Raw genomic sequence first — 26,889 nt, 5'->3', positions numbered from 1 at the left:
CGCCCTTATCGAGAGGACCACAATGACGGACCAGCGTGTGCTCATCACCGGGTCGGCGGGTGTCGTCGGCACCCTGATGCGGCCCCGCTTGAAGCGCGACGGCCGGGTGCTGCGCCTGCTCGACCTGGCCCCGCAGACGGCGTCGGACGCCTCCGAAGAGGTCGTGACGGCGTCGGTCACCGACCCGGCGGCGATGGCGTCGGCGTGCGAAGGCGTCGATGCGCTGATCCACCTCGGCGGCCACAGCCGCGAGAACTCGTGGGAAGCGACCCTCGACGTCAACATCAACGGGACGCAGACGGTCCTGGAGGCCGCGCGGGCAGCCGGGATTTCCCGGGTGATCCTGGCGTCGAGCAACCACGCGGTCGGCTTCCGCCGCAACGACTCCGACCTCCCCGCGGACTCGTCCCCGCGCCCGGACACGTACTACGGCGTCTCCAAGGCGGCGATCGAGGCGCTGGGCAGCCTGTACCACTCGCGGTTCGGCATGGACGTGATCGTGATCCGGATCGGCTCGTGCTTCGAGACACCGTTGCCGCTGGGCCCGCGCGGCCTGACGACGTGGCTCTCGCCGGACGACGGCGCCCGGCTGTTCGAGGCCTGCCTGTCGGCACCGTCGCCGGGGTACCGGCTGATCTGGGGCGTCTCGGACAACACGCGCCGGATCTACTCGCTGGCCGAGGCGGAGGCGCTGGGCTACAAGTCCCTCGACGACGCGGAGGTGTACGCGGAGCAGCTGGCGTCCAAGCCCGCGCCGACCGGACCCGCGGCCGAGTACGTCGGCGGCCCGTTCTGCACCGCTCCCCTGGGCGTCTTCAACCCGCTCTGACGGTTTCGGGAAGCCGCGGAGGTACTGGCACCTCCGCGGCTTCCTCACCTCACCAGGTGAAGCCATGATCCGGAAAACCCGCCGCGCGCGGAAGTGGGTCGTCGTCGTGGCTCGCGTGCTCGTCGTCCTCGCCCGCGCGGTCGCGCTGTTCGAGGTGTCGAAGTCGCGGATCTTCCAGTTCTTCGGCACCCTCGTGAACCGCGTCGAGACCACCGAGCGGGTCGTCGCACTCCCCTTCGACGACGGGCCCGATCCCGCCGGTAACCAGGCGACCCTGGCCACCTTCGCGAGCGTCACGCGACGCAGACGACCCGTTCGCCGTCATGCGGGCCGGTCGTCAGCGGCCGGTGACCGGCACGGTCTTCCGCGACAACTCGGTCCGCTCGAGCAACGCCGAATCCGAAGGTTTCGTCTGCCACGGCGGTCAACGCCAGTTCACCCCTTGACGTACCGCGTCAGCATCGCGACCAGCTCGTTCTCCAGCTTCCGGAGGTCCACCGGTTCGTGGTCGGCGATGAGCTGGTGGACCACGAGCTCGGTCGTGGTGACGCAGAGCCGGGCCGCCGTCTCGGTGTCGGTCACCCGGACCTCGGGGTGGTGGTCGAACAGCTCCTGGACGTAGCCGACCAGGCCCTGCTTCAGCCGCTCGACCTTGTCGAGGAGCTCTTTCGACCGCGGTGCCTGTTCCATGAGCAGCCGCAGCAGCTGCGGGTCGTCGAGGTGGGTCTCGATCGCGCCGCGCACGAAGACGCGGAAGATCTCCTCGATCGGGCCGGGCAGTTCCCCGCGCTGGATCCGTTCGGTGGCGGCAGTGCCGTCGTCGAGGTGGCGGACCAGCAGCTCGGCCAGGATCGAGTCCTTGTTCGGGAAGTACTGGTACAGCGAGCCGATGGAGATCCCGGCCCGCTCGGCGATGCGGTTGGTGGTGCCCGCGGCGTAGCCGTGCTCGGCGAAAACGCGAGCAGCCGCGGTGAGGATCCGCTCCCTGGTCAGCTCGGCACGCACCTGGCGGGGCTGTTTACGTGGCTGGATGCGGCGCTCGCCCGGGCTCACGGCTCCTCCTTCCGCGCGGCTCGAAAGCGAGTAGCGCGAGATCTGAGTATTTGCTCATAATTGTGTCATGACCAGCACAAATACGCTGAGCCACGTCTCGATGGCCGAGGTGCGGTCCCGGCTGGGCGAGCCCGACGCGATGATCGAAGCCAAGATCGCCGACCGCGTCGACCGGCACGCCCGCCGCTTCATCGCCCACTCGCCGTTCCTGACGCTGGCCACCGCCGACGCCGCCGGCCGAGCCGACTGCTCGCCCCGCGGCGACTACCCCGGGTTCGTCAAGGTCCTCGACGAACGCACCCTCGCGCTGCCCGACCGCACCGGCAACAAAATCGCCGACTCCTTCCGCAACATCGCCGAGAACGACGGCGTCGGCCTGCTGTTCTTCGTCCCCGGCATGCGGGAAACGTTGCGCGTCAACGGAAGCGCGTACGTCACCGACGACCCCGACGTCCTCGCCCGGATGCGCACCGAGGCGAAGGAACCGATGCTGGCCATCGTCGTCCGGGTCGAGCAGGTGTACTTCCACTGCGGCCGCGCGCTGATCCGGTCCCGGCTCTGGGACCCGGCCAGCCAGGCGCTCGCCGCGGAACTGCCGTCGGTGGGCGAGATCGCCGCCGAGCAGATGAACGCCGACCCCGAACTCTTCGAGCAGATGCTCGAAGAGGGCTACCGGAAGCTGTACTGACGATGCAGAAGACGATCCTCGACCGCGTCGAGCACGTCGCCGACGACGTCGTTTCCCTGGTCCTGCGGGGCGATGAGGGGCCGCTGGCGCCGTGGGAGCCGGGTGCGCACATCGACCTCGCGCTGCCCAACTGGCTGACCCGGCAGTACTCGCTGTGCGGCGACCCGGGTGATCTTTCCGCCTACCGGATCGCGGTGCGGCACGATCCGCTCAGCCGGGGCGGGTCCGAATACGTGCACCTCTACCTGCGCCCGGGCCGGACGCTCGAAGTTTCCCTGCCTCGCAATCACTTCCCGCTCGCGCCCGCGTCCGATTACCTGTTCCTGGCGGGCGGGATCGGGATCACGCCGATCGCACCGATGGTGCGGGCGGCCGGTGCCTGCGCGACGCTCGTGTACGTCGGTCGTTCCGCTTCGACCATGCCGTTCGCGGCGGAACTCCGTGCCGAGTTCGGCGATCGCGTGCGGTTGTTCTCCCACGGCCGACCGGACCTCGCGGCGCTGGCGGCGGAATTCTCTTCTGCCGAGGTCTACTGCTGCGGGCCGGCGTCCATGGTGGACGCGGCCGAAGCGCTGTTCCCTCGCGTGCACACCGAACGCTTTCAGCCGACTCGGCGGGTGTTCGGGCCGGACACGCCGTTCGACGTCGTGTGCGCTCGCTCCGGTGACACCATTCGGGTTCCGGCCGATGAATCCCTGCTCGACGCGTTGAGCTACGCCGGGCGGGCGGTGCCTTCGGGGTGTCGCGAAGGCGTTTGCGGTAGTTGTGAGCTTTCGGTGCTGGAGGGCGAACCGGAGCATCGGGACGACATCGGGGCGCCCGCCGGCCGGATGTACGCCTGCGTGTCGCGTTCGCTGTCCCCTCGGCTCGTGCTGGACGTCTGATGATTCCCAAGGTGCGTCGCCCGAAGGTGCGGCGGCTGCTCTCACTCGAAGTCTTGGCGAACACCGCGCCGAGTCCGTCGTTCCGGACCATCACCCTCGGTGGGGCGGACCTCGCGGACCTCGAGCCGGCGGGTGATGATCAGGCTGTGCGGCTGTTCTTCCCCCGCGCCGGCCAGGAGCGGCTGCGGATGCCGACGCTGGACAACGAGGGCTGGATGGCTGAGGTGCTGCTCATGCCGAAGAGCCGCCGGCCGTGGGTGCGCAACTACACGATCCGGCGATCGCGGGCCGGTGAGATCGACATCGAGTTCACTCTGCACGATGGTGACGCTCCGGCGGCTTCTTGGGCTCGGCGGGCGCGGGCGGGGGATCGGGCCGGGGTGTTCGACCTCGGGGTCGGTTATCTGCCGCCGATGGGGGTGGCTTGGCAGTTGCTGGTCGGGGACGAGAGCGCGTTGCCTGCGGTTCTGGCGATCCTCGAGAACGCTCCTTCCGATCTGGCGGCGGAGGTGTTCTTGGAGGTGCCTTCGGCGGGCGATGTCCGGGTCGTTGAGGCTCCGGCGGGGGTGCGGGTGCACTGGCTGCCTCGTGCTCGGGCGGATGCGCGGCCGGGTGAGCTGGCTTTGGCTTCGCTCGTTGCGGCGAATCTGCCGGATGGCCCGGCTTACGCGTGGGTTGCCGGGGAGGCGGCGCTGGCTACCGGGGCGCGGCGGCACCTGGTGCGGGATCGTGGGTGGGGGAAGGCGGATATCGCGTTCTTGGGGTACTGGCGTTATGGGCGGGCGGCTCCGGGATGAGTTCCTGGGGTTGAAAGATCGTCCTCGCCGGACGGGCAGGCTCTGGAATGACCTTCGGGTCGCTGGGTGGTCATCCCGTCGCCTGATTGAGGCCTATCACTTTGAGCCAGGCCCGCAAGGTTGCGTTGTTTTCTTTCTTTGGTTTTCGGGTTGCGGGCCTGGCTCAAAGTGATTTTTGCGGCCTCAGGCGACGGGATGACCACCCAGCTCAGGTTTCGCGGGGGTCGGGCCAGGGGTTTTGGCGGGTAGCATCGCTGGGGGCCTCGATGGTGAGGAGATGGCGTGGGTGAACTCGGGCTGGGTGACACCAATGGCATCCTCGCGCTGCCCTGGGTTCGGCCCGATCGGACCAGTGCGGGGCTCGGGTGGGATCGCGTCTACGTCTCCCGGCAGCGCGAGCGCCCCTATCGGGCCGAGTTCGGGGCTGCGCGCAGTCATCAGCTGATCTTGCACCTCGACGGGCCGGTGACCGTTCGCCGTGGGGTCGGCACGCCGCGTGAGCAGAGTCGGCGGATGCCCGTCGGTGGGCTCTTCCTGCAGCCGTCGCACGCGGAACTGTCCGTCGAACTGGGCGGTGAGCTCGACACCGTGCACGTCTACCTGGCCGATGACGCCGTTCAGGAAGCTGCCGGGGGTTCCGCTCCGGTCCGGCTCGCCGAGGAGCTCGGGAGCACCGATCCCCTGCTCGAACAGCTGGTGCTGAGCCTCGATGGCGTCGTCCGGGACTGGGAGCCGTCCGCTCGGACGTACGCCGACCAGCTGGGTGCGCTCGTCGCGGCGCAGCTGGTTCGCCGGCACGGTGCCGGGCGCGCGCCCGAGCCGGTCGGTACCGGTCTCTCGGACCGCCAGTTCGCCACGGTTCGCGACTTCATGGCGGACCGGCTGGCTTCGCCGGTCCCGTTGAGCGAGCTGGCGGCGCTCGCGGGGCTGAGCGTCAGCCAGTTCTCGCGGCGCTTCAAGGCTCGCACGGGCCTGCCCCCGCACCGCTTCCTGCTGCGGCTGCGGGTGGAGCAGGCGGGGTTGCTGCTGCGCACGGGCGACGCGCCGATCGCGGAGATCGCCGTCCGCTGCGGGTTCTCGCACCAGGAGCACCTGACCCGGGTGCTGCGTGCCCAGCTGGGCACGACGCCGGCGGCCCTGCGCCGGGCGGGCTGACACACGCGCGTTTCGTGCCGGACGGCAGCATGAACGTGCAGGACCGCCGCCCTCCGGACGCCGGATACTCGCCGCATGACCTCGTTCAGCTACGCCGCGAACCCCGTTCGGGTGGTCTTCGGCTCGCTCGACAGCCTCGGTGCCGAAGCCGACCGGCTCGGGCTCACCCGCGTCCTGCTGATCGGCCGGCCCCGGCACGGGGACCGGGCCGCCGAGGCGCTCGGCTCCCGGCTGGCCGCGCGGTTCGGAGAGCCCGCCATGCACACCCCGGTCGACGTCACCGAACGGGCGCTCGAGGTCGTCGCCGAGCACGACGTCGACGGCGTCGTCGCGATCGGGGGAGGCTCGGCCACCGGGCTGGCCAAGGCCATCGCCCTCCACACCGATCTGCCGCAGCTCATCGTGCCCACGACCTACGCCGGCTCCGAACTCACCTCCGTGCTCGGGCAGACCGCCGACGGGCGCAAGACCACGCAAAAGACCCCCGCGGTCCGGCCCGAGGCCGTCCTCTACGACGTGCGGCTCACCCTCGGACTCCCGGTGAGCGTCTCCGCGGCCAGTGGTCTCAACGCGCTCGCCCACGCCGTCGAGGCCCGCTACGCCCCCGACGCCAACCCCATGACCGACCTGCTCGCCGCGGAGGCCGTCAGGCTGCTCACCAGCGCCTTGCCGCGGATCGCCGAAGATCCGTCCGATGTGGACGCCCGTGCCGACGCCCTCCGCGGTGCCTGGCTCGCCGGTACCTGCCTCGACTCGGTGAAAATGGGACTGCACCACCGGCTCTGCCACCACCTCGGGGGCAAGTTCGGCCTGCCGCACGCCGAGACCCACGCCGTCCTGCTCCCCCACGTCATGGCACACCTGGGGCTCGAGGACGCGGACGACGTCTTCGAACTCGCCGCGAGCCTCCCCGTCCCGCACTCCCTGGCCGAACTGGGGCTCACCGAAGCCGACATCGAGGACGAGCCCGAAGCGGACCTCCTCCGCCAGGCCGTGCACGGCACCCGCCCGGCCGCGCGCCCGAGTCTCAAGGCGCTCACCAAGCAGGTCGTCGACAGCTTCGCCGGCGCCCCGGACCGCGTGCGCGTCCTCCTCACCGACCTCGTCGAAACCCTGCACGGCTACGCCATCCGCACCGATCTCACGCAGGACGAGTGGGAGTACGCGATCGGCTTCCTGACCCGCGCCGGGCACATCACCACCGACACGCGGCAGGAGTTCATCCTGCTGTCGGACACCCTCGGCGTCTCCAGCGTCGTCGACGTCCTGACCAACTCGCGCACGCCGGACACGACGCCGTCCGCCGTGCTCGGGCCGTTCTACGTCGAAGGGCCGCCCGAAACCCCGCAGGGTGCCGACATCGCGGCCGGGTTGCCGGGGACTCCCCTGTGGACCGACGTCCGGGTCACCGACACCGAAGACGATCCGGTGGCGGACGCGGTCGTGGACGTCTGGCAGTCCAATGAGGACGGTTTCTACGACGTCCAGCTGCCCGATGTGGACGGTCCGGTGCTGCGGGCCCGCTTCCGCACCGACTCCGGCGGGCGGCTGCGCTTCCGGACCATCGTGCCCAGTGCGTACCCGATTCCCGCCGACGGCCCGGTCGGCGAGATGCTCGACGCCGTCGGGCGGCACCCCTACCGTGCGCCGCACGTGCACTTCATGATCGCCAAGCCGGGGTACCGGACGCTGATCACCCAGCTGTTCGTCGCCGGCGGCGAATACCTCGACTCCGACACCGTGTTCGGCGTCAAGGAGGGCCTGATCGTCGACTTCGCCGACCAGCGGCTCGAATTCACCTTCCGGATCTCGGGGAGCACCGAATGAGCTACGACACCGACGTCATCGTGGTCGGCAGCGGCCCGGCCGGCGGCTCCGCGGCCCTGCTGCTCGCCACCTACGGCGTGCCCACCGTGCTCGCCACCAAGTACGGCTGGACGGCGAACACGCCCCGCGCGCACATCACCAACCAGCGCACCATGGAGGTGCTGCGCGACCTCGGGGTCGAGGACAAGGCCCTCGCCGTCGGCACGCCGCCGGAGCTGATGGGCGACACCGTGCTCTGCACGTCGCTGACCGGGCCGGAGATCGGCCGGATCGCCAGCTGGGGCACCGGCGACCGGTCGGCGGCCGAGTACACCGCGGCCAGCCCGTGCCACATGATCGACCTGCCGCAGACCTACCTCGAGCCGATCCTGGCGAGCGAAGCCGCCGCGCGCGGCGCGAAACTGCGGCTGGACACCGAATTCCTCGACTTCACGCAGGACGACGACGGCGTCACGGCCCGGTTCCACGACCGCGTGCGCGGCGACGATTTCACCTTGCGCGCCAAGTACCTCATCGGCGCGGACGGCGCCCGCAGCCGCGTCGCCGAGCAGGCCGGCCTGCCGATCGCCGGCCAGACCGGCAAAGCGGGCAGCATGAACATCACGTTCACCGCCGACCTCGCGCCGTACGTGGCCCACCGCCCCAGCGTCCTGTACTGGGTGATGCGGCCGGGTGCGCACCTCGGCGGGATCGGGATGGGCCTGGTCCGGATGGTCCGGCCCTGGAACGAGTGGCTGCTCACGTGGGGCTACGACATCGAGCAGGCCCCGCCGGAGGTCGACGTCGAAGAGGCGACGCGGCTGGTGCGCGACCTGGTCGGCGACCCCGGACTGGCCGTCGGGATCACCTCGACGTCACTGTGGACGGTCAACCACAACTACGCGACCGAGTACCGCAACGGCCGGGTGTTCTGCGCCGGGGACGCCGTGCACCGGCACCCGCCGTCCAACGGGCTGGGCTCCAACACCTCCGTTCAGGACTCCTACAACCTGGCCTGGAAGCTCGCGATGGTCCTGCGCGGCGAGGCGGGCGAAGGACTGCTCGACAGCTACAGCGCCGAACGCGCGCCGGTGGGCAAGCAGATCGTCGACCGGGCGAACCTCAGCCGCGACCAGTTCGGGCCGATCTTCGCCGCGCTCGGCATCGACGGCGACACCGACGCCGACGGCATCACCGCCGGGCTCGAGACCTGCCTCGCGCCGACCGCCGACGGCGCGCGCAAACGTCGTGAGCTGGAGCGGGCCATCGAGCTGAAGCACTACGAGTTCAACGCCCACGGCGTCGAGCTGGACCAGCGGTACCGCTCCGGTGCGGTGCTGCCCGACGGCACCACCGCCGAGCCGGACCGCGATCCCGAGCTGTTCCACCGGCCGAGCACCGAGCCCGGCGCGAAGCTCCCGCACGCGTGGCTGGTCGGGCCGCACGGCCGCCGCGTGTCCACTTTGGACCTCGTGGCCGGCGGCCGGTGGACGGTCCTGACCGGGCTGACCGGCACGCCGTGGCGCGACGCGGCCGCCAAGGTGGGTGCCGAGCTGGGCCTCGACCTGCGCGCCGTCCGGATCGGCGACCCCGGGGCCCGCGACGCCTACGGCGACTGGTCCCGGCTGAGCGGCATCGACGAGGACGGCTGCCTGCTGGTCCGCCCGGACGGCTACGTCGCCTGGCGCCACGCCACCGCGGCCCCCGAAGCCGCGAAGGCCCTGCTCAGCGCGGTGCGGACGGTCCTCGACCGGCCGTGATCACGGTGTGGTGGTGACCCCGGTGAACGTCACCGGGGTCTTCGGGGGCCCGCTGCCGTCGCCGATGCCCGGCTTCGACGCGTCGATGCCGCCGCGGGCGACCTGGTCCAGGACGGCGAGGCCAGCGTCGTCGATGCTGCCGAACACCGTGTACTCCGGCGGGATCTGCGTCTCGCCGAAGACCAGGAAGAACTGCGAACCGCCGGTGTCGGGCTGGCTCGTCTTCGCCATGGCCAGGATCCCGCGGCCGTAGGTCAGCTCGGGGAACACCTCGTCGCGGATCGTGTAGCCCGGGCCGCCGGTCCCGTCCCCGACCGGGTCGCCGCACTGCAGCATCTGCAGCCCGTCCGTCACCGAGAGCCGGTGGCACGACGTGCCGTCGTAGAAGCCCTGCTTGGCCAGGCTCAGGAAGTTGACCACGGTGCACGGCGCCAGCGCGCGGTCCAGCGTCAGCCCGATGGTCCCCGCGCTCGTCGCGAGCCGCACCCCGGCCGTCCCGGACGACGGCGCCGGGCCGTCCGGCGGCAGCGCGACCTTCTTCGGTGCCGGCGCGCCGGGGTCCGGGGTGAACGCGCAGGTCACCGGGTCGGCCAGCGGTTTCGTCCGCTTCGGCAGCGCGGCCCGGCCGCCCGGGATCGAGACCGGCGAGCTGACCGCGGCCGGCGGCGCGGAAGACGACGATGACGTCGACGCCGCCGCGGTGAAGAAGCCGCCGTCGGCCTGACCGTCCGGTTTGCGCAGGAAGCCCGGATAGCCCCAGGCCAGGAAGGCCAGCACCATCACGACGACGACCACGGCCGACCCGGTGACCAGCGCGATCGCCGTCGTCGAAGTCCGCTTCGGCGGCACTGGCGGCTGCCACTGCCCGTACGGCTGGGGCCGCTCCCCCGGCTCGCTCATGAAGGCTCCCCTCGTCGAGAGCCCCATTCTGCCGCTACCGCCCGCTCCCCGGGTGAGAACGCGGGATCACGGCAGGCCCCACGGCGAACTCGGGCCGCTCGGCGTGACCGGCCGGACACCGAAGTCCGGCTGGTCACCCTTCCGGTGCACGAAGGCGTCCTCGCCGCGCCCGAGTTCGACTTGGACGTCCCCGGTGGCCAGCCGCCGCCACCGGCGGGCCCGGCCACGCGCGTCCGTGACCGCGAGTTCGCCCTCGATGCCCGGCCGCAGCACGCACGGCGCCCCGGCCTCGCTGTGCACCTTCAGCCAGCGCGTCTTGCCGCCCGCCCGGGACGCGCTGAGCAGGAACGCGCCCTCGGTGCGGAAGTCCCGCAGCGCGATGTCGCCCCACGCCGACGGGACCGCGGGGAACAACCGGAGCACGCCGCCCCAGCTCTGCACCAGCATGTCCTGGAGGGACTTCGCCGCCGAGAGCGGCGTCTCGATGACCGGCCCGGACTCCTTGTACATCGTGTTCGGCTGGATGTAGCGCCGCTGCAGCTCGCCGAGGTAGAACGCGGCCTGGTCGCCGCGCAGCATCTGCGCCGAGATCGACGCGGCCCCGGTGAACGTGTAGCCCTGCAGCGCGCCTTCGAAGCCGACCCAGTGGTTCAGCGACGTCTCGATGATCTGCCGGTGCTCCGGCTGCTCCCAGGTGACGTCGTGGAGCGGGTAGATCTGCAGCAGGTGCGAGTAGTGGCGGTGCGACTTCGCGAACGGCACCCCGGCGCCGATCATGTAGCCGTTCGCGTCGGCCGGGTAGCCGACGAGGTTCGCGAGGACGTCCCGCCACTTCGGCGCGAGCGGATCGCCGGGTGCGACCTGCAGGAGCGTCTTGCAGCCCCAGCGGATGAGCGAGAGGTCGTAGGTGCAGTCCGGCGCGTTGACCCCGTACTCGGGCGAGAACGTCGGCGGCAGGTGCAGCTTCCCGTCCGGCCCCGGGGCGAGGAAGTGCAGGTAGTAGCCGATCGCCCTGCGCAGCAACGGGATCAGCGTGCCGGTCAGCAGCTTCCGGTCCATCGTGTGCCGGTAGGACAGCCAGACGTTGTGCAGGGCCCAGGTCAGGTTGCCGACCTCGGGCGTCGGCGTGTCCTGCCCCGGGACGCCGACCGGGAACCCGCTGGTGGCATTGGAAACGCCGTTGAGCAGGGTCATGTCGGTCGTCCGCGGGATGCCGGCGGAGTCGGCCTGGTACGGCGACGCGACCTGGCTGGTGAGGTTCGCGCGGTACTTGTCGAGCGCGTAGCTGACGGCGTCGAGTTCCAGGTGGTTGGAACCGTGGATCAGCCAGTATTCGAGCTGGACGTTGAGGTTCCACCAGGTCGCCGGCCACGGCGTGTTCTCCAGCCACGGCCCGGACGTCGCCATCACCGGCGCCTCCCGCCGGGCCGCCGAAGCGATCTTGTACAGCTGGATCCAGTAGAAGCTCTGCAGCCGGGTGTCCGGAACGGACACGAAACTGCCGCGGTAGTAGTCGTGCCACCAGCGCCGGTGGTCCCGGGTCAGCTCGGGGAACGCGGGCGCGCGGCGGACCGTGCCGAGCGCTCGCGCCACCGACGTCTTTTCCGGGTGCGACCACGCGACCGACGTGTACAGCGTGCGCGTGCCGCCGCGCGGCACCTCCCGCCAGGCCGTCACGTGCTCGCCGCCGGCCAGCAGCGGCTGGACGGCCAGCCGGGCGTCGCCGCTGGCCGTCAGGTTCACCGGCGGGTTCGCGGTGTAGCCGTCCGGCGGCGGCTTGTTCCACACCGGATCGGCGCGCGGGCTGACCGCCACCGCCGGGTGGAACACCCACTCGAAGCCGCGTTCGCCTTCGCTGGGCCGGACTTCGATCGCGAGCAGTGACCGTCCGGTGTGGACGATCGCGCGCAGGCTGAGGCTCCCGGCCGACGTCGTGATCGTGCCGGTCAGTTCGGCGTTCCACAGGTCCAGCCGCCAGTCGAGCGCGGTGATCGCGCCGACCGGCTCCAGGGTGAAGTACCCGACCGGCAGCCGGGCCAGGCCGAACAGCGAGCCGAACTCCGGCCGGTGGTCCTGCACCTGGCTGTGCTGGACGGTGAACCGGAGCGCGTTCTGCCCCGGCTCGGCGTAGACACCCGAGCCGAGGAACCCGTTGCCCAGGAACGGGCCCTCGTACCAGGTCTTCGGCAGGCGCCGCCAGCGCAGGTCCGCGGTGGCCAGGAACTCCGCCCAGCCGAAGTCGTCGCTGCCCGGTGCCGTCGCCGCGGCCGCGGGCGTCAAGCCGGCGGCGGCCAGCCCGGCGAGCGCGCCGCCGAGCACGGTTCTGCGGGTGATGTCCATTCCGGCCTCCTCGTCGAAGCGGGGTGTCAGTCCGGCAGGCCCCACGCGGGTGCCGCACCGAGCGCGGGAACGTCTCGCGGCGCGAAGTCCGGCCGCGTGCCCCGGGGTGCGACGACGGCGGTGCCGCCGCGCCGCAGCCCGATCGAGATCCGGCCCGGGCCGGTGGCGCGCCACGGCAGGTGCCGGCCGTGCTCGTCGCGGACGTCGACGTCCCCGGCGATGCCGTGCTGGAGGACCAGGGGTTCCCCGGCTTCGCTGCGCACGCGGACGAACTCCGTGGTGCCCGCGCGGCGGGAGGCGTCCACGAGGAACGCGCCTTCCGCGCGCAGCCCCGAAATCGAGGCGTCCCGCCAGGTCGCCGACACCGACGGGAAGACCTTGAGCACGCCACCGGATCCCTGCAGCACCATGTCCACCAGGGACTGCGCGGCCGTGATCGGGCTTTCGACGGCGAAGTTCGAACCTTCGCGGTACATCGTGTTCGCGGTCAGCTCGGTGTCCGCGACGATGTTCCGGTCGAGGAAGAACTTCAAGTACCGCAACGCTTCTTCGGGTGCGTCCATCACGGATTTCATCGAAGACGCGGACGCGTAGCTGTAGCCGTGCCAGGCGGACTGGTCGGCGACCCAGTGGTCGAAGGTGCGGGTCATGAGGTCGCGGTCGGCGGGGTTGTCCCAGACCCTCTCCCGCAACGGGTACAGCCACAGCAGGTGCGAGAAGTGCCGGTGCGACGCGGCCAGCGGGACGCCGTCGCCGATCAGCACGCCGTTCGCGGGGTCTTCGTGGTACGGCACGAGCTTCGCGCCGATCTCCTGCCAGGCCGGCACGCGCGGCTCGTTCAGGCGCAGGATCCGGGCCGTGTCGACGAGGGTGCGGGCGGCCCACCGGATCAGCGACAGGTCGTAGGTGCAGTCGGGGGCGTCGGCGTACTCCGGCGACCGGGTCAGCGGCAGGTGCAGGAAGCCGTCCGGGCCGGTGACCAGGAAGTGGCGGTAGAAGTTCAGCGCCTTCGCCAGCGTCGGGTACAGGACGTCGCGCAGCACGCTCCGGTCCATGTGGTGGCGGTAGGCCAGCCAGACGTTGTGCAGGCCCCACAACAGGTTCCCGGTCTGGTCGGTCTTGGACGTCGTCCCGGGGACGCCGACCGAGCGCGTGCCGCCGGGGCGCAGCCGCCAGTCCCCCGGGTGCGAAAGCGCGTAGGTGTCGCCGTCGCGGTACGCGGGGGGCACGGACGCCTCGAGGTTGGCGTGGTCACGCCGGAAGGTTTCGGTGACGGCGTCGAGTTCGGGGTGGTTGCTGCTGTTGACGATCGGGTACGTGACCTGGACGTTGAGGTTCCACCAGACCGCGGTCCAGCTGTTGCCGACCTCGGGGAACCACGGGCCCCACTCCGAGACGACGGGGCCGTCCGCGCGGGTGGCGGCCGCGATCTTGTACAGCTGGATCCAGTAGAACCGCTGCACCTGCTTGTCCGGCACCGAAACGAAGCTGCGCCGGTGGTAGTCGTTCCACCAGCGGCGGTGGCGCGCGAGCAGGAAGTCCGGGTTCAGGGCAAGCGCTTTCCGGACGCTGTCGAGCGCGGTCGCGGTGTGGTCGGTGCCGGGGAAGCTGTAGGCGACGGTCGCGGCGAGGAGCCGGCGGGCCCCGATCGCGCGTTCCCGCCACGCCGTCGTGTACCCGCCCCCGGCGAGCATCGGCTGCGCGCAGTACCCGTTCGCGACCTCGGGCGCGGGGTTCGCGACGTACTCGGGCGGCTTGCGGACGGTTCGCGTCGTCGCGGACTCCAGCGGCTGGAACGCCCACGCCGCACCGGCTTCGCCCGCGCTCGGTGTCATCGAGACGAGCAGCACGCCGAGGTCGTTGTGCACGACGGCGGAGAAGGCGATCGAGCCCTGCGTCGTGGTGATGGTGCCGCCCAGCTCGGCGTTGTAGAGGTCGAGCGTCCAGTCGACGGCGGTGATCGCGCCGGCGAAGGTGAGCGTGAGGTAGCCGATCGGCAGCCGGGACAGGCCGATGCCTGCCTCCCACTGGATGCGCTGGTCCTGCACCTGGGTGTGGCTCAGCATCACCTTGAGCACCTGCGGTGCCTGGCCGGCGTAGACCTGCGCGCCGAGGTAGCCGTTGGCCAGGAACGGGCCTTCCTGCCAGTTCTTCGGCAGCCGCTTCCAGACCATGCGCGCATCGGCGGCGACCTCGCGGTGCGGGTTCGCGGCGGCCACCGCGGGCGGCGCGGCCCGGGCCCACAGACCACCGAAGGCCGCGGCGCCGGCCGCGACCGAGGCAGCACGGAGCACCGTCCGCCGGGACACTGAGTCCATGAAGCATCCTCCGAATTCATACTACGTTTCGGCGAGTTCAAGCGGCGGCGTCCGGTCATACTTGCAGAGGGACACCCAAAACGCCAGAGGAGTTCACTCGGAAAGCGGCAAAGACATCCGATGAATTATCGCGCCGGGAACTCTGGCCCCAGCTCGGACGTCTGGCCGGTATGGCCTTCCTCCAGTGGCCCGGGCCGGTGCCGCCGGCGGGAACGTTCGACCGGCTGGGCGTCGTGGCGGACTCGATCGCCGAGCTCTACGCGAAGCTGTCCGGGCCGGCGGTCAAGGCGTTCGGCACGCTGCCGCCCCTGCCCGCGGAACGCGACCCGCTCACCGGCGCCCAGCGGCTCGCGGCGGCGATGGCCCGCCACCTCGGCATCGGCGACGCCCGGGTGATCGTGGGCTTCAGCGCGCTCGGCGGGCACGTCGGCGAGGTCGAACTGGGGCCGGGCCCGGAGTACTTCGTGACCCTCAGCGCGCGCTACCAGGACGACCCGCGCGACATCCCGGCGGTGCTGGCGCACGAGGTGACGCACGTCTTCCTGCACCGCCACGGGCTCCGCCACGCCGACCTCGCCCGCCACGAAATCCTGACCGACACGGCAACGCTCTACCTGGGCCTCGGCCGGCCGATGCTGGCGGCGTACCGCGTCGACGTCACGCAGGGCCGCTACACCCGCCGCCGGACGACGTCCCGGGTCGGGTACCTGTCGCCGCCGGAAATGGGGTACGTGCTGGCGAAGCGGGCGCTGGCGTTCGGCGAGGAGGTCCGGCCGTTCCCGGGCCCCGCGGCGGAGGCGTACCGGCTGGGCCGCAGCCGGGCGCTGGCGGACTACGCGCGTCCCCCGCTGTCCGGCGCGAGCCGCGCGGCCCGGGCGCGCTACCGGCAGGACCGCGACCACCACCGGCCGGCCGCGGACTACCGCTTCGACGGCGCCAAGGTCGCGTTCGCCTGCCCCGCCTGCGGCCACGGCACCCGGCTGCCGGTCGGCCGCTCGGTGCGGGCCCGCTGCCCGGTCTGCCGGTCGGTCTTCGGCTGCGAGACCTAAAGCGGCGGCAGCGCCGTCGATTCCAGCCAGCGGGTGAAGAACGCCGTCAACGGGCGGCCCGCGTACGCCTCCGCCGTAGTCACGAACTGGCCCGTCGTCACCAATCCGTGCCGGTGCTCGACCGCCCACGCCTTCAGCATCGCGAAGAACGCCGGGTCGCCGATCTCCGCTCGCAGGGCGTGCAGGGTCAGGGCGCCGCGCTTGTAGACGCGCTCGTCGAACATGCGCGACACGCCCGGGTCGGCGATGCGGACGTCGGCCGGCTTGAGCTTCACGCGTGCGTGCCAGTCGCGGGCCAGTGCCTGCGCGGACGGGCCGCCGGACTCCTCCGACCACAGCCACTCGGCGTAGGTCGCGAAACCCTCGTTCAGCCAGATGTGCCGCCAGTCGGCCACGGTCAGGCTGTTGCCGAACCACTGGTGCGACAGCTCGTGCAGCACGAGCCGCTCGAAGGTGCGGCGGCCGTCGACGTGGTTGGCGCCGAAGATCGCCATGCCCTGCGCCTCGATCGGGTCGTCGAGGTCGTCGTCGGTGACGACGATGACGTACTCGTGGAAGGGGTACGGCCCGAACAGCCGCTGCAGGAACTCCATCATCCGGCCCTGCCGCCCGAAGTCGCGGTCGAACGCCCGGCGCAGCCGCGGTGGCACGGCGGCCCGCTGCGGCACGGTCTCGAAGACCGTCTCGACCTGCCCGCTCGCGCGCCCGAAGCCGAGGCTCAGCCGGCGCAGGCCCACGCCCGTGTGCGGGAACCAGCCGCGGCCGGTCAGCTCGAGGTCGTCGTAGCGGCCGATCTGCACGCTCATCAGGTACGTCGCCGTCGGCTCCGGCCGGTCGAACACCCACCTCGTCGTGCTGGCCGACGTGGTCCGCTCGACGAGGGTGCCGGTGACCGCGACCAGGTACGGCGACGCCGTCGTCACGCTCACCCGGTACGACGCCTTGTCCGACGGGTGGTCGTTGCACGGGAACCACGACGGCGCGCCGACCGGCTGGCTCGCCACCAGCGCGCCGTCGGTCAGCTCGTCCCAGCCGACGTCACCCCAGCGGCTGCCCACCGGACGCGGGTTGCCGACGTAGTGGACCTCCACGGTGAACGCGGCACCCACCGCGATCGGCTTCGCCGGCTTGACGTGCAGCTTCACCCCGCGCTTCACGTACTTCGCGGGCCGCCCGTCGACCAGCACCCGGTTGATCCGGAACTCGCCGAAGTCGAAGCTGGCGCGGGAAAGCGCCTGCGTCGCCTCGGCGGTGATCACGGCCGAAGCCGACAGCCGGTTCGGCGCGACCTTGTAGTCGAGCGTGAGGTCGTAGTGCCGGACCCGGTATCCACCGTTGCCGTGGGCGGGGAGGTAGGGGTCCCCCGAGGTGTCCGCCCCGGGTGCGGGAGCCGGAGCCTTCGAAATCACCCGTGCCGAACCTTTCCTCGTACCGACGTACCAAACCAGGCTCGCACGCCACGGGTGAGTCCGGCGAGCCAGGTGGGTACTTCGTGACCTTCTACTTACCCGTCCACGCGGAGATCGGGTTGCCCAGCCAGCGCGTGTCGGCGGGCACCTCGTCGCCGCGGGTCACCAGCGAGCCCGGGCCGACCGTGGTGCGCGCGCCGATGCCGGCGCCCGGCAGCACGATGCCGTGCGGGCCGAGCGTCGCGCCCTCGCCGAGCGCCACGCGCGACATGCTCATGATCCGGTCGTGGAACAGGTGCGTCTGCACGACGCAGCCGCGGTTGATCGTCGCGCCGTCACCCAGCGCCACGAGGTCGGCCTCGGGCAGCCAGTACGTCTCGAGCCAGACGCCGCGGCCGATCTTGACGCCCATCGTGCGCAGCCACGCCGACAGCAGCGGGGTGCCGCCGATCGAGCCGATCAGCCACGGCACCGCGAGGGCCTCGACGAAGGTGTCGGCGAGCTCGTTGCGCCAGACGAAGGAGCTCCACAGCGGGTGGTCGATCTCGCGGAACTTGCCGACCAGCAGCCACTTCATCGCCGTCGCGGTCAGCGCCGCGACGACGCCGGCGGCCAGCAGGGCGGGCCCGGCCAGCAGCAGCGCGACGCCGAAGCCGAACGCCGTTGCCGCCCACAGCAGCCCGAAGGCGACCGAGACGGTCAGCGCGACCCCGCACATGACCGGGATGATCCGGCACAGCTCGACCAGCGCCCGCGCCGCCTTCAGGTGCAGCGCCGGGGTGTAGGTGCGGCTCGTGTCGGCGGCACCGATCGCGCGGCGCACCGGCAGCGGCGGCATCCCGAGGTACGACGAGCCCTTCTTCGCCTTCAGCGGCGTCGAGGACAGCACACCCACGAGTCCGCGCTTCGGCACCGAACGGCCGGGCGCGGTCATCCCCGAGTTGCCGAGGAACGCCTGCTTGCCGATCCGCGCCGGGGCGACGTGCAGCCAGCCGTGGCCGAGCTCGTAGGTGGCGACCATGGTGTCGTCGGCCAGGAACGCGCCGCTGTCGACCTGGGTCATCTTCGGCAGCGCCAGGACGGTCGACGCCTCGACGTTGCGGCCCACCTTCGCGCCCAGCAGCCGCAGCCAGACCGGCGTGAACAGGCTGGCGTACAGCGGGAACAGGCCTTCGCGGGCCATGCTCATCAGGCGTTCGGTGGCCCAGACCTGCCACGCGACGCGGCCGTGCACCGGGTGGTAGCCCTCGACCATGCCGATGCTCAGCGACCGGACACCGACGAGCACCAGCAGCATGTACGCGCCGAAGTACGCCAGCGTCGCGACCGGCACGAAGACCAGCGCGCGGGTGAACGCGTCCAGCAGCGTCGGGGCACCGGCGATCGCGGAGCCGAGCACGGCGACCCCGGCCAGCGCGGCGATGCCGGGCAGGAACCCGAGCAGCAACGAAGTCGCGCCGTAGACGGTGGCCCAGAAGTGCGACCGCGGGGGACGGCTCGACGGCCACTTCAGCGCGTCGCGCTCGTCCTTGGCCACGCGCGCGGCGGGCGAGCCGGCCCAGCGCTGCCCGGCCGGGACGGCGCCGCGGACGGTCGAGCCGGCCGCGATCTCCGCGCCCTTGCCGATGCGGACGCCCGGGAACAGCGTGCTGCGCGCGCCGATGCGGGCTTCCGCGCCGACGCGGACCTTGCCGATGTGCACGCGGTCGCCGTCGACCCAGTGGCCGGTCAGGTCGACCTCGGGTTCGATCGCCGCGCCGCGGCCCAGCTTGAGGAAGCCGGTGACGGGCGGCGGCGAGTGCAGGTCGACGTCCTTGCCGATCCGCGCGCCGAGCGCCTTCGCGTACGTCGTCATCCACGACGCGCCCGCGACGCTGTCCGCGCCGGAGAACTCGGCGAGCTTCTCGGCCGTCCACAGTCGCAAGTGGACACTGCCACCGCGCGGGTACGTCCCGGGGCGCACGCCCGACAGGAGGACACGCGCACCGCCGGCGGCGATCGCGATCCGGCCGGCCGGGCTGAACAGCACCACCCAGGCCAGGCCGAGCCACGCCCAGTTCAGCGTCGGCGCCCAGGCGAACCCGAGCAGCGCGAGGACGTTCGACAGCGCGGCCGCGAGCGTCGCCCAGCGCAGCCCGACGAGACCCATCAGCGGGACCGTCAGCAGCGTCTGGATCACCCCGGCGCGACGCGGGGTCGGCGCGATGTCCCGGCGTTCGGTGGCCTGGCCGCTCAGCGCGTCCAGCATCGCGGCCAGCGCGCCCAGCTTGGGGTGGGCGTAGACGTCGGCGACCGACACCTGCGGGTGCCGGGTGCGGATGCGCGCGACCACCTGCGCGGCGGTCAGGCTGCCGCCGCCGTGGGTGAAGAAGTCGGCCTTCGGGTCGTCGACGGACACGCCGAGGATCTCGGCCCAGCCTTCGGCGAGCCAGGTCTCGGTCGGCGACAGCCCGGTCGCGTCCACAGTGGACAACGGCCACGGGAGCGCGGCGCGGTCGACCTTGCCGGAGGTGCGGGTCGGCAGGTCGTCGACGACGGCGAGCAGCGGCACCAGCGCGGCTGGCAGGTGCTCGCGCAGCCGGGTCGCGGACACGTCCAGGTCGAACGGGACCCCCGCCGCGGGCACGACGTACCCGACGAGGACCTGGTTGCCGGCCTTGGTGCGGCGGATCGCGGCGGCCGCGCCCTGCACGCCCGGCAGGGCCTGCAGCGCGGCGTCGACCTCGCCCAGCTCGATGCGGCGGCCGCCGAGCTTGACCTGCTCGTCGAGCCGGCCGAGGAACAGCAGGCCTTCTTCTTCCGCGCGGACCATGTCGCCGGAGCGGTAGGCGCGCTGCCAGCCCAGCGACGGCAGCGGCGCGAACTTCTCCGCGTCCTTCTCGGCGTCGAGGTAGCGGGCCAGGCCGACCCCGCCGATGACCAGCTCACCGGTCTCGCCCATGGCGACCGGCTGCCCCTCGTCGTTGACGACGGCGAGCTGCCAGCCCGAGAGCGGCAGGCCGATCCGGACCGGGCCCTCGCCGGTCAGCTGCGCGGCGCAGGCGACGACGGTGGCCTCGGTCGGACCGTAGGTGTTCCAGACTTCGCGGCCTTCGACGGCGACGCGCTCGGCCAGCTCCGGCGGGCAGGCTTCGCCGCCGAAGATGAGCAGGCGGACGTCTTCGAGCGCGTCGGCGGGCCACAGCGCGGCCAGCGTCGGCACGGTCGAGACGACGGTGATCCGCTGCGCGACCAGCCACGGGCCGAGGTCGACGCCGGTACGGACCAGCGCGCGCGGCGCCGGGACCAGGCAGGCGCCGTGGCGCCAGGCCAGCCACATCTCTTCGCAGGAGGCGTCGAAGGCGACGCTCAGCCCGGCGAGGACGCGGTCGCCGGGGCCGACCGGCTCGTCGGTGAGGAACAGCTCGGCCTCGGCGTCGACGAACGCGGCCGCGGCGGCGTGCGTGACCGCGACGCCCTTGGGCTTGCCGGTGGAACCGGAGGTGAAGATGATCCAGGCGTCGTCGGCCGGGCCGGGGACGCCGTCGCGGCCGCCCGGCGTGGAGTGGACGGTGATCTTCCCGTCGGTCGCGACCGCGGCCACCTGGGCCTCTTCGAAGACCAGCTCGGCGCGCTCGTCCGGGTCGTCCGCGTCGACCGGCACGTAGGCGGCGCCGACGGACAGGGTGGCGAGGATCGCGACGTACAGCTCGGCGGTGCCGGAGGAGATGCGGATGCCGACGCGGTCGCCGAGGCCGACGCCGTAGCCGCGCAGCCGGCGGCCGTAGGCGTCGATCTCCTCGAGCAGGCGCCGGTAGGTCAGGGTGGTGCGGCCGTCGTCGATCGCGGCGGCGTTGGGGTGCCGCTCGGCGGTCTCGGCGACGATGTCGAGCAGGGTGCGCTCACTGGCGCCGAGGCCGGACCAGAACAGCGCCCGCCCGGCGACGGAGGCCGGAGACGGCGCGGTGATTTCGGCGGCGGATTCGGCGGGCTCGATCGTGACGGTCATCGACCGTTCACCCCGGCCGTGAAGAAGACGTGCAGGGACAAACCATGGGCGCGCAAGCCCACCACTCACCTTTCGGGAGCCTCAACCGGGCTCGCTCTCCGGTTGAGGCGCCCGCAACGACCTTTCACCATACCCGCGGATTGCGAAAAGGTGTCCGCAGGGTCACGAGGGAGTGTCGGACCTCACGCGGGCCCGACACGGGGAGAAATCACCGCGTCCGGGCGGCCTTCCCACCGATTTTCGCCTTCGCCTTCTTCTCCCGGACCCGCACGTTCACCCGAACGGGACTGCCGGTGAACCCGAACTGCTCGCGGAACCGGCGCTCGATGAACCGGCGGTAGCCCGCCTCGAGGAAGCCGGTGGTGAACAGCACCAGCGTCGGCGGCCGGATGCCGGCCTGGGTCGCGAACAGCACCTTCGGCTGCTTGCCCGAGCGGACCGGCGGCGGGGTGGCCGCGACCAGGTCGGACAGCCACGCGTTGAGCTGGCCGGTCGGCACCCGCTGGTCCCACGACTTCAGCGCGGTCCGCAGCGCCGGCGCCAGCTTGCGCACCGAACGGCCGGTCAGCGCGGAGATGTTGACCTTCTCCGCCCACGGCACGCGGACCAGGCCGCGGTCCAGCTCGCGGACCATCGCGTGCCGGCGGTCCTCGTCGACCAGGTCCCACTTGTTGAACGCGAGCACGCAGGCGCGCCCGGCCTCGACGACCATGGTCAGCACCCGCAGGTCCTGCTCCGACAGCGGCTCGGCCGCGTCCAGCAGCACGATCGCGACCTCGGCCGCGTCGATCGCGGTCTTGGTGCGCAGCGAGGCGTAGTACTCGGCGCCGGCGGCGAAGTTGACGCGCTTGCGCAGGCCCGCCGTGTCGACGAACCGCCAGGTCTCGCCGTCCAGCTCGACCAGCGAGTCGACCGGGTCGACGGTGGTGCCGGCGACCGAGTCGACGACCGAGCGCTCCTCGCCGGAGAGCTTGTTGAGCAGGCTCGACTTGCCGACGTTCGGCTTGCCGACCAGCGCGACGCGCCGCGGGCCCGCCGTCGCGGCGCCGCCTTCGCGCGGCGACTCGGGCAGGGCCTTGAGGATGGCGTCGAGCAGGTCGCCTGAGCTGCGGCCGTGCAGCGCGCTGACCGGGTGCGGCTCGCCGAGGCCGAGCGACCACAGCGACGCGGTGTCCGCGAGCAGGCGGTCGTCGTCGACCTTGTTCGCGGCCAGCAGCACCGGCTTCTTCGAGCGGCGCAGCACCCTGGAGACGGCTTCGTCGGTGGCGGTGGCGCCGACCGTGGCGTCGATCACCAGCAGCACGGCGTCCGCGGTCTGCATGGCCAGCTCGGCCTGGGCGGCGACGGAGGCCTGCAGGCCGGTCGCGTCCGGTTCCCAGCCGCCGGTGTCGACCAGGGTGAACCGGCGGCCGCCCCAGAAGGCGTCGTAGGCGACGCGGTCGCGGGTCACGCCCGGCACGTCCTGCACGACGGCTTCGCGGCGGCCGAGGATCCGGTTGACCAGCGTCGACTTGCCCACGTTCGGGCGGCCGACGACGGCGAGCACCGGCTGCGCGAGCGCGGCCTCCTCGGCCAGCTCGGCCGCCTCGATCTGCGCGTCGAGCGCGGCGAACTCGGTCTCGTCCGACCAGGTGCCGTCGATCTCGCCGACGCTGTCCAACTCTTCCATCACTGACCCAATTTCCCTTATGGCGAGCCGAATCCGTTTTCGGAACGCCAATCGTCCAAAGTCTTCACGAGCGCCGCGAGCTCGCCGCGGAGCTCTTCGGTGCCCTGGTCGAGCCCGGTCTTCCCGGGTCCGACCTTCGGCGTGAACGGCTCCCCCACGAGGATGTCCACGCGTGGGCGCCAGCGCCGCTTGCCGTCCGCCGGCTTGCGCGTGCCCCGCGTCGCGACCGGGAGCACGGTCGCGCCGGAGGCCCGGACCAGCCAGGCCGCGCCGCGTTCGGCCGCGCCGACGTCGCCCGCGCCGCGGGTGCCTTCGGGGAAGATCCCGACGACACCGCCGCCCTTGAGCACGCCGACCGCCGTCATCAGCGGCCTGCGGTCGATCTCGCCGCGCTTGAGCGGGATCTGCCCGATGGCCACCAGGAACTTCCCGGCGAGCCCCTTGAACAGCTCGGCCTTGACCAGGAACGCCGAACGCCGCGGCAGCATTCCGAAGATCAGCTGCGGCTCGATCATCGAACTGTGGTTGGCGATCACCACCACCGGCCCGGTGGCGGGCATCCGCTCGCGGCCGTGCACGCGGATGCGGAAGGCCGAGCGCAAATGGTACCGGGCGAAAATCCGCCCGGCGTCGTGGAGTGCGCCGACGGATCCCTCGGGGAGTCCGTCAGCTCTCATCGAGCTACCTCGGCGTTGCACCCCGCCAGCAGCCCGCGGTGGCTGGCGAGCTCGCTGAGGGCGACGATCACCTGGTCGATCGACAGTTCCGAGGTGTCGACGTGCACGGCGTCGTCGGCCGCGCGCAGGGGCGAAGCGGCGCGCGTGGAGTCGAGGTGGTCGCGGCGCTCGACGCTCGCCAGCGCGTCGGCGACCGACGACGACCGCCCGGCGGCGGTGTCCTGGGTGCTCCGGCGGGAGGCGCGGACGTCGGCCGACGCGGTCAGGAAGACCTTGAGCGGCGAGTCCGGCACGACGACGGTGCCGATGTCGCGGCCCTCGACGACGATCCCGCCGCGGTGCCCGACGACGTCGTCGATGATCTGCCGCTGCCTGCCGACCAGCAGCTCGCGCACGTGCGGCACGGCGGAGACGGGCGAGACGGCCTTGGTGACCTCGGGGCCCCGGATGTCGGCGGCGACGTCTTCGCCGCCGAGCCGGATCTCGGGGCGTTCGGGGCTGGTCCCGATGCTGAAGTCCGCCTGGTCGGCGACGGCGGCGACGGCGGCCGGGTCGGCGGGGTCGACGCCGGCGCGCAGCACGGCGAGGGTGACCATCCGGTACATGGCGCCGGTGTCGAGGTAGCCCGCCCCGAGCCGGTCGGCGAGCTTGCGGGCGACGGTCGTCTTTCCGGTCCCCGAAGGGCCGTCCAAAGCGACCACACCTCGTAGGGCTCCCGTCACCGGCACTCTCCTCGCGTCCTCGTCCTCGTTCGGGCCGCCCCCCATTCTGCCGGTCGGGGTGCGGAGGAGATCAGTCGGCCCGCGCGCCGAAGCGGGCGACCACCAGCGCGAGCCGCTCCTCCCGGTGCCGCGGCGACAACCGGCGCCCGCGGTCGAGGGTGACCAACCCGTGCAGCGCGCTCCAGAAGACCTCGGTCAGCACGCCCGCGTCCTGGGTGCCCGCCACCGGCTCGATCACCGCGACCAGCCCGCCGTAGGCCTCCTGCATCACCTCCGGGGTGTCCTCCTGGGCGAACGGGAGCTCGGAGGCCAGCGTGAACATCGCGTCGTACAGGGCGGGCTTCTCGCCGGCGAACCGCACGTACGCGCCCGCGACCCCCGCGACCCCGCCTTCCCGGGCCGCCGCGAGCGCCGTGGCCAGCTCGGCGAAGCCCTCCAGGGCGGCCGCCGCCATGATCGCGTCCTTGCCGCCGGGGAAGTGGCTGTAGAGCACCGGCTGGCTGTACTCGATCAGGGCCGCGAGCCGCCGCGTGGTGACCGCGTCCCAGCCCTCGGCCTCGGCCAGCTCCCTGGCCGCGGTGACGATCCGCCGCCCGCGCTCGGTCCGGTCGCGCACACGCCGTTGTCGCTGGGTCATGGCGCTGATGCTAGCACCGCTAGACAAACTAGCGCCGCTAAGTTAGCGTTGCTAGCAATCCTAGCGATGCTAGAAAACTGGAGGGAACACCATGATCGTCACCGGCTACGTCCTCGTCGCACTCGTTTCGCTCGGCATCATCTACGTCGGGCTCAACTACCTCTTCGCGCCGGCCAAGATCGCCGCGGGCTTCGGTTTCACCGAGGTCCCCGAAAACGCCGAGAGCTTCCTCAACGTCAAGGGCGGCCGCGACGTCGGGGCCGGGCTGGTCCCGCTGGCCCTGGTGATCTACGGCGACCCGCACGCACTGGGCTGGGTCATCCTCACCGCGGCCCTCTGGCCCGTCTTCGACATGCTGATCGTCCTGCGCCACCGCGGGAAGAAGGCGGTGGCGTTCGCCGTCCACGGCCTGACCGCCGTCGTGATGGTCGTCGCGGCCGCGTTGCTCCTGCTCGGCTGAACGTCGCGAATCGGACAGGTGGGTTACGGTGGTTGGGTGAACGTCGAAGTAACCCCTCTTCCCGGCATCGGGGTCCGCAAGGACTTCAGCACCCGTACCGGCCGCCGCATCGGCGTCGTGTCGCAGCGGGACGGCCACACCGAGCTCATCGTGTCGAAGGCGGACGACGCCGACGCGTGCGCCGCCTCGATCCCGCTGACCGCGGACGAGGCGGGCACGCTCGCCAACCTGCTCGGGGCGCCGCAGCTGGTCGCGCAGCTCACCGAGGAGCACCAGGACCTGCCGGGGATCAGCACGAAGCAGCTGCCGATCAAGCCGTCCGGCCCGTTCGACGGCCGCACGCTCGGCGACACGGCGATGCGCACCCGCACCGGCGTTTCGGTGGTCGCGGTGGCGCGGGCGGGCCAGGTCCACCCGTCACCCACGCCGGACTTCGCCCTCACCGGGGGTGACCTGCTGGTCGCGGTCGGCACGAGCGAGGGCCTCGAAGCCGCCGCCAAGATCCTCAAGTACGGCTGAGCGGCCGATGGACCACACCGCGCTGTCCCTGATCGAACTGGGGGCGGTCTTCTTCGTGCTGGGCGCGCTCGGGCGCCTGGCCGGGAAGATCGGCCTCTCCCCCATCCCGCTCTACCTGCTCGGCGGCCTCTGCTTCGGCTCCGGCGGGCTGATCCCGCTGACCGACATCGGCGGCTTCACCCACCTGGCCAGCGAAATCGGCGTCGTGCTGCTGCTGTTGCTGCTCGGCCTGGAGTATTCCGCGGCCGAGCTGTTCACCGGCCTGCGCCGCTCGTGGACCGCGGGCCTGCTCGACATCGTCCTCAACGCCGCGCCCGGTGCGGCGGTCGCACTGCTGCTGGGCTGGGGCCCGGTCGGCGCGATGGTGATGGCGGGCGTCACGTACATCTCGTCGTCCGGCATCGTCGCCAAGGTGCTCGGCGACCTCGGCCGCCTCGGCAACCGCGAAACGCCGGTGGTGCTGTCGATCCTCGTGTTCGAGGACCTGGTGATGGCGCTCTACCTGCCGATCCTCACGGCGGTGCTGGGCGGCGTCAGCTTCCTCGGCGGCATGGAGGCCGTCGGGATCTCGCTCATGGTGATCACGGTGGTGCTGGTGATCGCGCTGAAGTTCGGCCGGTACGTCTCGGCCGCCGTCGACAGCCCCGACCGTGAGGTGTTCCTCCTCAAGGTCCTCGGCGCGGCTCTGCTGGTGGCGGGCATCGCGTCGGCGATGCAGGTGTCGGCCGCGGTCGGCGCGTTCCTGCTCGGCATCGCGATCTCGGGTTCGACGGCGGAGAACGCGACGCACCTGCTGGAGCCGCTGCGGGACCTGTTCGCGGCGGTGTTCTTCGTGGTGTTCGGCCTCAACACGAACCCGGCGTCGATCCCGCCGGTCCTCGGCTGGGCCGTGGTGCTGGCGGTGGTGACGACCCTGACGAAGGTCGGCACCGGCTGGTGGGCGGCGCGAAGGCAGGGCATCGGGAAGATGGGCCGCGCTCGCGCGGGAGCCGCGCTGGTGGCCCGCGGCGAGTTCTCGATCGTGATCGCGGGCTTGGCGGTGACGGCGGGCGCGGTCGAGGGCGAACTGGCGGCGCTGGCCACGGCGTACGTCCTGCTGATGGCGATCCTCGGCCCGACGGCCGCCCGGGTGGTGGAGCCGATCGCCCGCGCACTGCAACGCAAGTCGGCCGCGAAGACGGCCCCGGTCGAGGCGAACTGAAGCCGGTCCGCCCGGCCGGTTCGGCGGC

At 71.9% G+C, this 26,889-nt stretch carries 22 protein-coding genes; 11 read left to right on the top strand and 11 right to left on the bottom strand.

The window, feature by feature from the left end:
• Window positions 1–22 precede the first annotated feature (22 nt).
• Window positions 23–829: an NAD-dependent epimerase/dehydratase family protein gene (locus ACLJQM_RS47700; RefSeq protein WP_410636611.1), complete on the top strand. Its 807-nt coding sequence runs from the start codon at window positions 23–25 to the stop codon at window positions 827–829.
• 49 nt (window positions 830–878) lie between these two features.
• Here ACLJQM_RS47700 and ACLJQM_RS47695 read toward each other — a convergent pair whose 3' ends face one another.
• Complete coding sequence (locus tag ACLJQM_RS47695) at window positions 879–1,154, bottom strand: hypothetical protein (protein WP_410636610.1); 276 nt, start codon at window positions 1,152–1,154, stop codon at window positions 879–881.
• Window positions 1,155–1,264: 110 nt separating this feature from the next.
• Window positions 1,265–1,882 (bottom strand): TetR/AcrR family transcriptional regulator, encoded by a 618-nt coding sequence (locus ACLJQM_RS47690; RefSeq protein ID WP_410636609.1) that lies wholly within the window; start codon window positions 1,880–1,882, stop codon window positions 1,265–1,267.
• A 67-nt stretch (window positions 1,883–1,949) separates the two neighbouring features.
• Between ACLJQM_RS47690 and ACLJQM_RS47685 the strand changes: the two genes are divergently transcribed.
• The 6 genes from ACLJQM_RS47685 to ACLJQM_RS47660 all read left to right on the top strand — a co-directional run bounded on the left by ACLJQM_RS47685 (window position 1,950) and on the right by ACLJQM_RS47660 (window position 8,972).
• Window positions 1,950–2,570, top strand: a complete 621-nt coding sequence (locus ACLJQM_RS47685) for an MSMEG_1061 family FMN-dependent PPOX-type flavoprotein (RefSeq protein WP_410636608.1) — start codon at window positions 1,950–1,952, stop codon at window positions 2,568–2,570.
• Window positions 2,571–2,572: 2 nt separating this feature from the next.
• On the top strand, window positions 2,573–3,454 hold the full coding sequence (locus tag ACLJQM_RS47680; RefSeq protein ID WP_410636607.1) for a PDR/VanB family oxidoreductase: 882 nt from the start codon (window positions 2,573–2,575) through the stop codon (window positions 3,452–3,454).
• Entirely contained in the window at window positions 3,454–4,251 is a 798-nt protein-coding gene (locus ACLJQM_RS47675; RefSeq protein ID WP_410636606.1) for a siderophore-interacting protein, read from the top strand. Before ACLJQM_RS47680 ends, ACLJQM_RS47675 begins: the two co-directional genes overlap by 1 nt.
• A 513-nt stretch (window positions 4,252–4,764) precedes the next feature.
• Window positions 4,765–5,406, top strand: a complete 642-nt coding sequence (locus tag ACLJQM_RS47670; protein WP_410636605.1) for a helix-turn-helix domain-containing protein — start codon at window positions 4,765–4,767, stop codon at window positions 5,404–5,406.
• A 75-nt stretch (window positions 5,407–5,481) separates the two neighbouring features.
• Window positions 5,482–7,233: a maleylacetate reductase and hydroxyquinol 1,2-dioxygenase domain-containing protein gene (locus tag ACLJQM_RS47665; protein ID WP_410636604.1), complete on the top strand. Its 1,752-nt coding sequence runs from the start codon at window positions 5,482–5,484 to the stop codon at window positions 7,231–7,233.
• Window positions 7,230–8,972, top strand: a complete 1,743-nt coding sequence (locus tag ACLJQM_RS47660) for an FAD-dependent monooxygenase (protein WP_410636603.1) — start codon at window positions 7,230–7,232, stop codon at window positions 8,970–8,972. The genes ACLJQM_RS47665 and ACLJQM_RS47660 overlap by 4 nt, the downstream gene beginning before the upstream one ends.
• Here ACLJQM_RS47660 and ACLJQM_RS47655 read toward each other — a convergent pair whose 3' ends face one another.
• From ACLJQM_RS47655 to ACLJQM_RS47645, 3 genes are all read right to left on the bottom strand, one after another.
• Window positions 8,973–9,872 carry a peptidylprolyl isomerase gene (locus ACLJQM_RS47655; RefSeq protein ID WP_360771929.1) on the bottom strand — a complete coding sequence of 300 codons (900 nt, stop codon included), beginning with the start codon at window positions 9,870–9,872 and terminating at the stop codon, window positions 8,973–8,975. It lies immediately after the preceding gene.
• Window positions 9,873–9,938: 66 nt separating this feature from the next.
• Window positions 9,939–12,212 carry a glycosyl hydrolase family 95 catalytic domain-containing protein gene (locus ACLJQM_RS47650; protein ID WP_410636602.1) on the bottom strand — a complete coding sequence of 758 codons (2,274 nt, stop codon included), beginning with the start codon at window positions 12,210–12,212 and terminating at the stop codon, window positions 9,939–9,941.
• Window positions 12,213–12,238: 26 nt separating this feature from the next.
• Window positions 12,239–14,530, bottom strand: a complete 2,292-nt coding sequence (locus ACLJQM_RS47645) for a glycosyl hydrolase family 95 catalytic domain-containing protein (RefSeq protein WP_410636601.1) — start codon at window positions 14,528–14,530, stop codon at window positions 12,239–12,241.
• A gap of 170 nt (window positions 14,531–14,700) precedes the next feature.
• Here ACLJQM_RS47645 and ACLJQM_RS47640 point away from each other — a divergent pair, with 170 nt between their 5' ends.
• Window positions 14,701–15,579, top strand: coding sequence for a hypothetical protein (locus ACLJQM_RS47640; protein WP_410636600.1), 879 nt, complete (start codon window positions 14,701–14,703; stop codon window positions 15,577–15,579).
• Here the strand turns inward: ACLJQM_RS47640 and ACLJQM_RS47635 are convergent.
• The 6 genes from ACLJQM_RS47635 to ACLJQM_RS47610 all read right to left on the bottom strand — a co-directional run bounded on the left by ACLJQM_RS47635 (window position 15,576) and on the right by ACLJQM_RS47610 (window position 24,681).
• Complete coding sequence (locus ACLJQM_RS47635; protein WP_410636599.1) at window positions 15,576–16,988, bottom strand: M1 family metallopeptidase; 1,413 nt, start codon at window positions 16,986–16,988, stop codon at window positions 15,576–15,578. The two genes, ACLJQM_RS47640 and ACLJQM_RS47635, sit on opposite strands and share 4 nt — an antisense overlap.
• Window positions 16,989–17,079: 91 nt before the next feature.
• Window positions 17,080–20,976 (bottom strand): Pls/PosA family non-ribosomal peptide synthetase, encoded by a 3,897-nt coding sequence (locus ACLJQM_RS47630; protein ID WP_410636598.1) that lies wholly within the window; start codon window positions 20,974–20,976, stop codon window positions 17,080–17,082.
• Window positions 20,977–21,184: 208 nt separating this feature from the next.
• Complete coding sequence (gene der / locus ACLJQM_RS47625) at window positions 21,185–22,645, bottom strand: ribosome biogenesis GTPase Der (RefSeq protein ID WP_410636597.1); 1,461 nt, start codon at window positions 22,643–22,645, stop codon at window positions 21,185–21,187.
• 17 nt (window positions 22,646–22,662) lie between these two features.
• Complete coding sequence (locus tag ACLJQM_RS47620) at window positions 22,663–23,322, bottom strand: lysophospholipid acyltransferase family protein (protein ID WP_247021596.1); 660 nt, start codon at window positions 23,320–23,322, stop codon at window positions 22,663–22,665.
• Window positions 23,319–24,023, bottom strand: coding sequence for a (d)CMP kinase (gene cmk / locus ACLJQM_RS47615; RefSeq protein ID WP_247025068.1), 705 nt, complete (start codon window positions 24,021–24,023; stop codon window positions 23,319–23,321). Before cmk ends, ACLJQM_RS47620 begins: the two co-directional genes overlap by 4 nt.
• 91 nt (window positions 24,024–24,114) lie before the next feature.
• Complete coding sequence (locus ACLJQM_RS47610; protein ID WP_247021594.1) at window positions 24,115–24,681, bottom strand: TetR/AcrR family transcriptional regulator; 567 nt, start codon at window positions 24,679–24,681, stop codon at window positions 24,115–24,117.
• Window positions 24,682–24,772: 91 nt separating this feature from the next.
• On the opposite strand from ACLJQM_RS47610, the gene ACLJQM_RS47605 reads away from it, so the two are divergent.
• From ACLJQM_RS47605 to ACLJQM_RS47595, 3 genes are read left to right on the top strand one after another with little or no spacing between them, the layout of a single operon-like run.
• Window positions 24,773–25,141, top strand: coding sequence for a DUF4267 domain-containing protein (locus ACLJQM_RS47605; protein ID WP_247021592.1), 369 nt, complete (start codon window positions 24,773–24,775; stop codon window positions 25,139–25,141).
• Window positions 25,142–25,177: 36 nt separating this feature from the next.
• The gene (locus tag ACLJQM_RS47600; RefSeq protein ID WP_247021590.1) at window positions 25,178–25,660 is read left to right on the top strand and encodes a cation:proton antiporter regulatory subunit; all 483 of its coding nucleotides are present in this window, start codon (window positions 25,178–25,180) and stop codon (window positions 25,658–25,660) included.
• A gap of 7 nt (window positions 25,661–25,667) precedes the next feature.
• Complete coding sequence (locus ACLJQM_RS47595) at window positions 25,668–26,861, top strand: cation:proton antiporter (RefSeq protein ID WP_360771953.1); 1,194 nt, start codon at window positions 25,668–25,670, stop codon at window positions 26,859–26,861.
• Window positions 26,862–26,889 lie beyond the last annotated feature (28 nt).

Origin of the sequence: Amycolatopsis sp. cmx-4-83 (assembly GCF_046548815.1) — a bacterium.
GTDB lineage: Bacteria > Actinomycetota > Actinomycetes > Mycobacteriales > Pseudonocardiaceae > Amycolatopsis > Amycolatopsis pretoriensis_A.
Note: the sequence above shows the minus strand (reverse complement) of the source record. Positions and strands in the feature narration are given on the sequence as shown.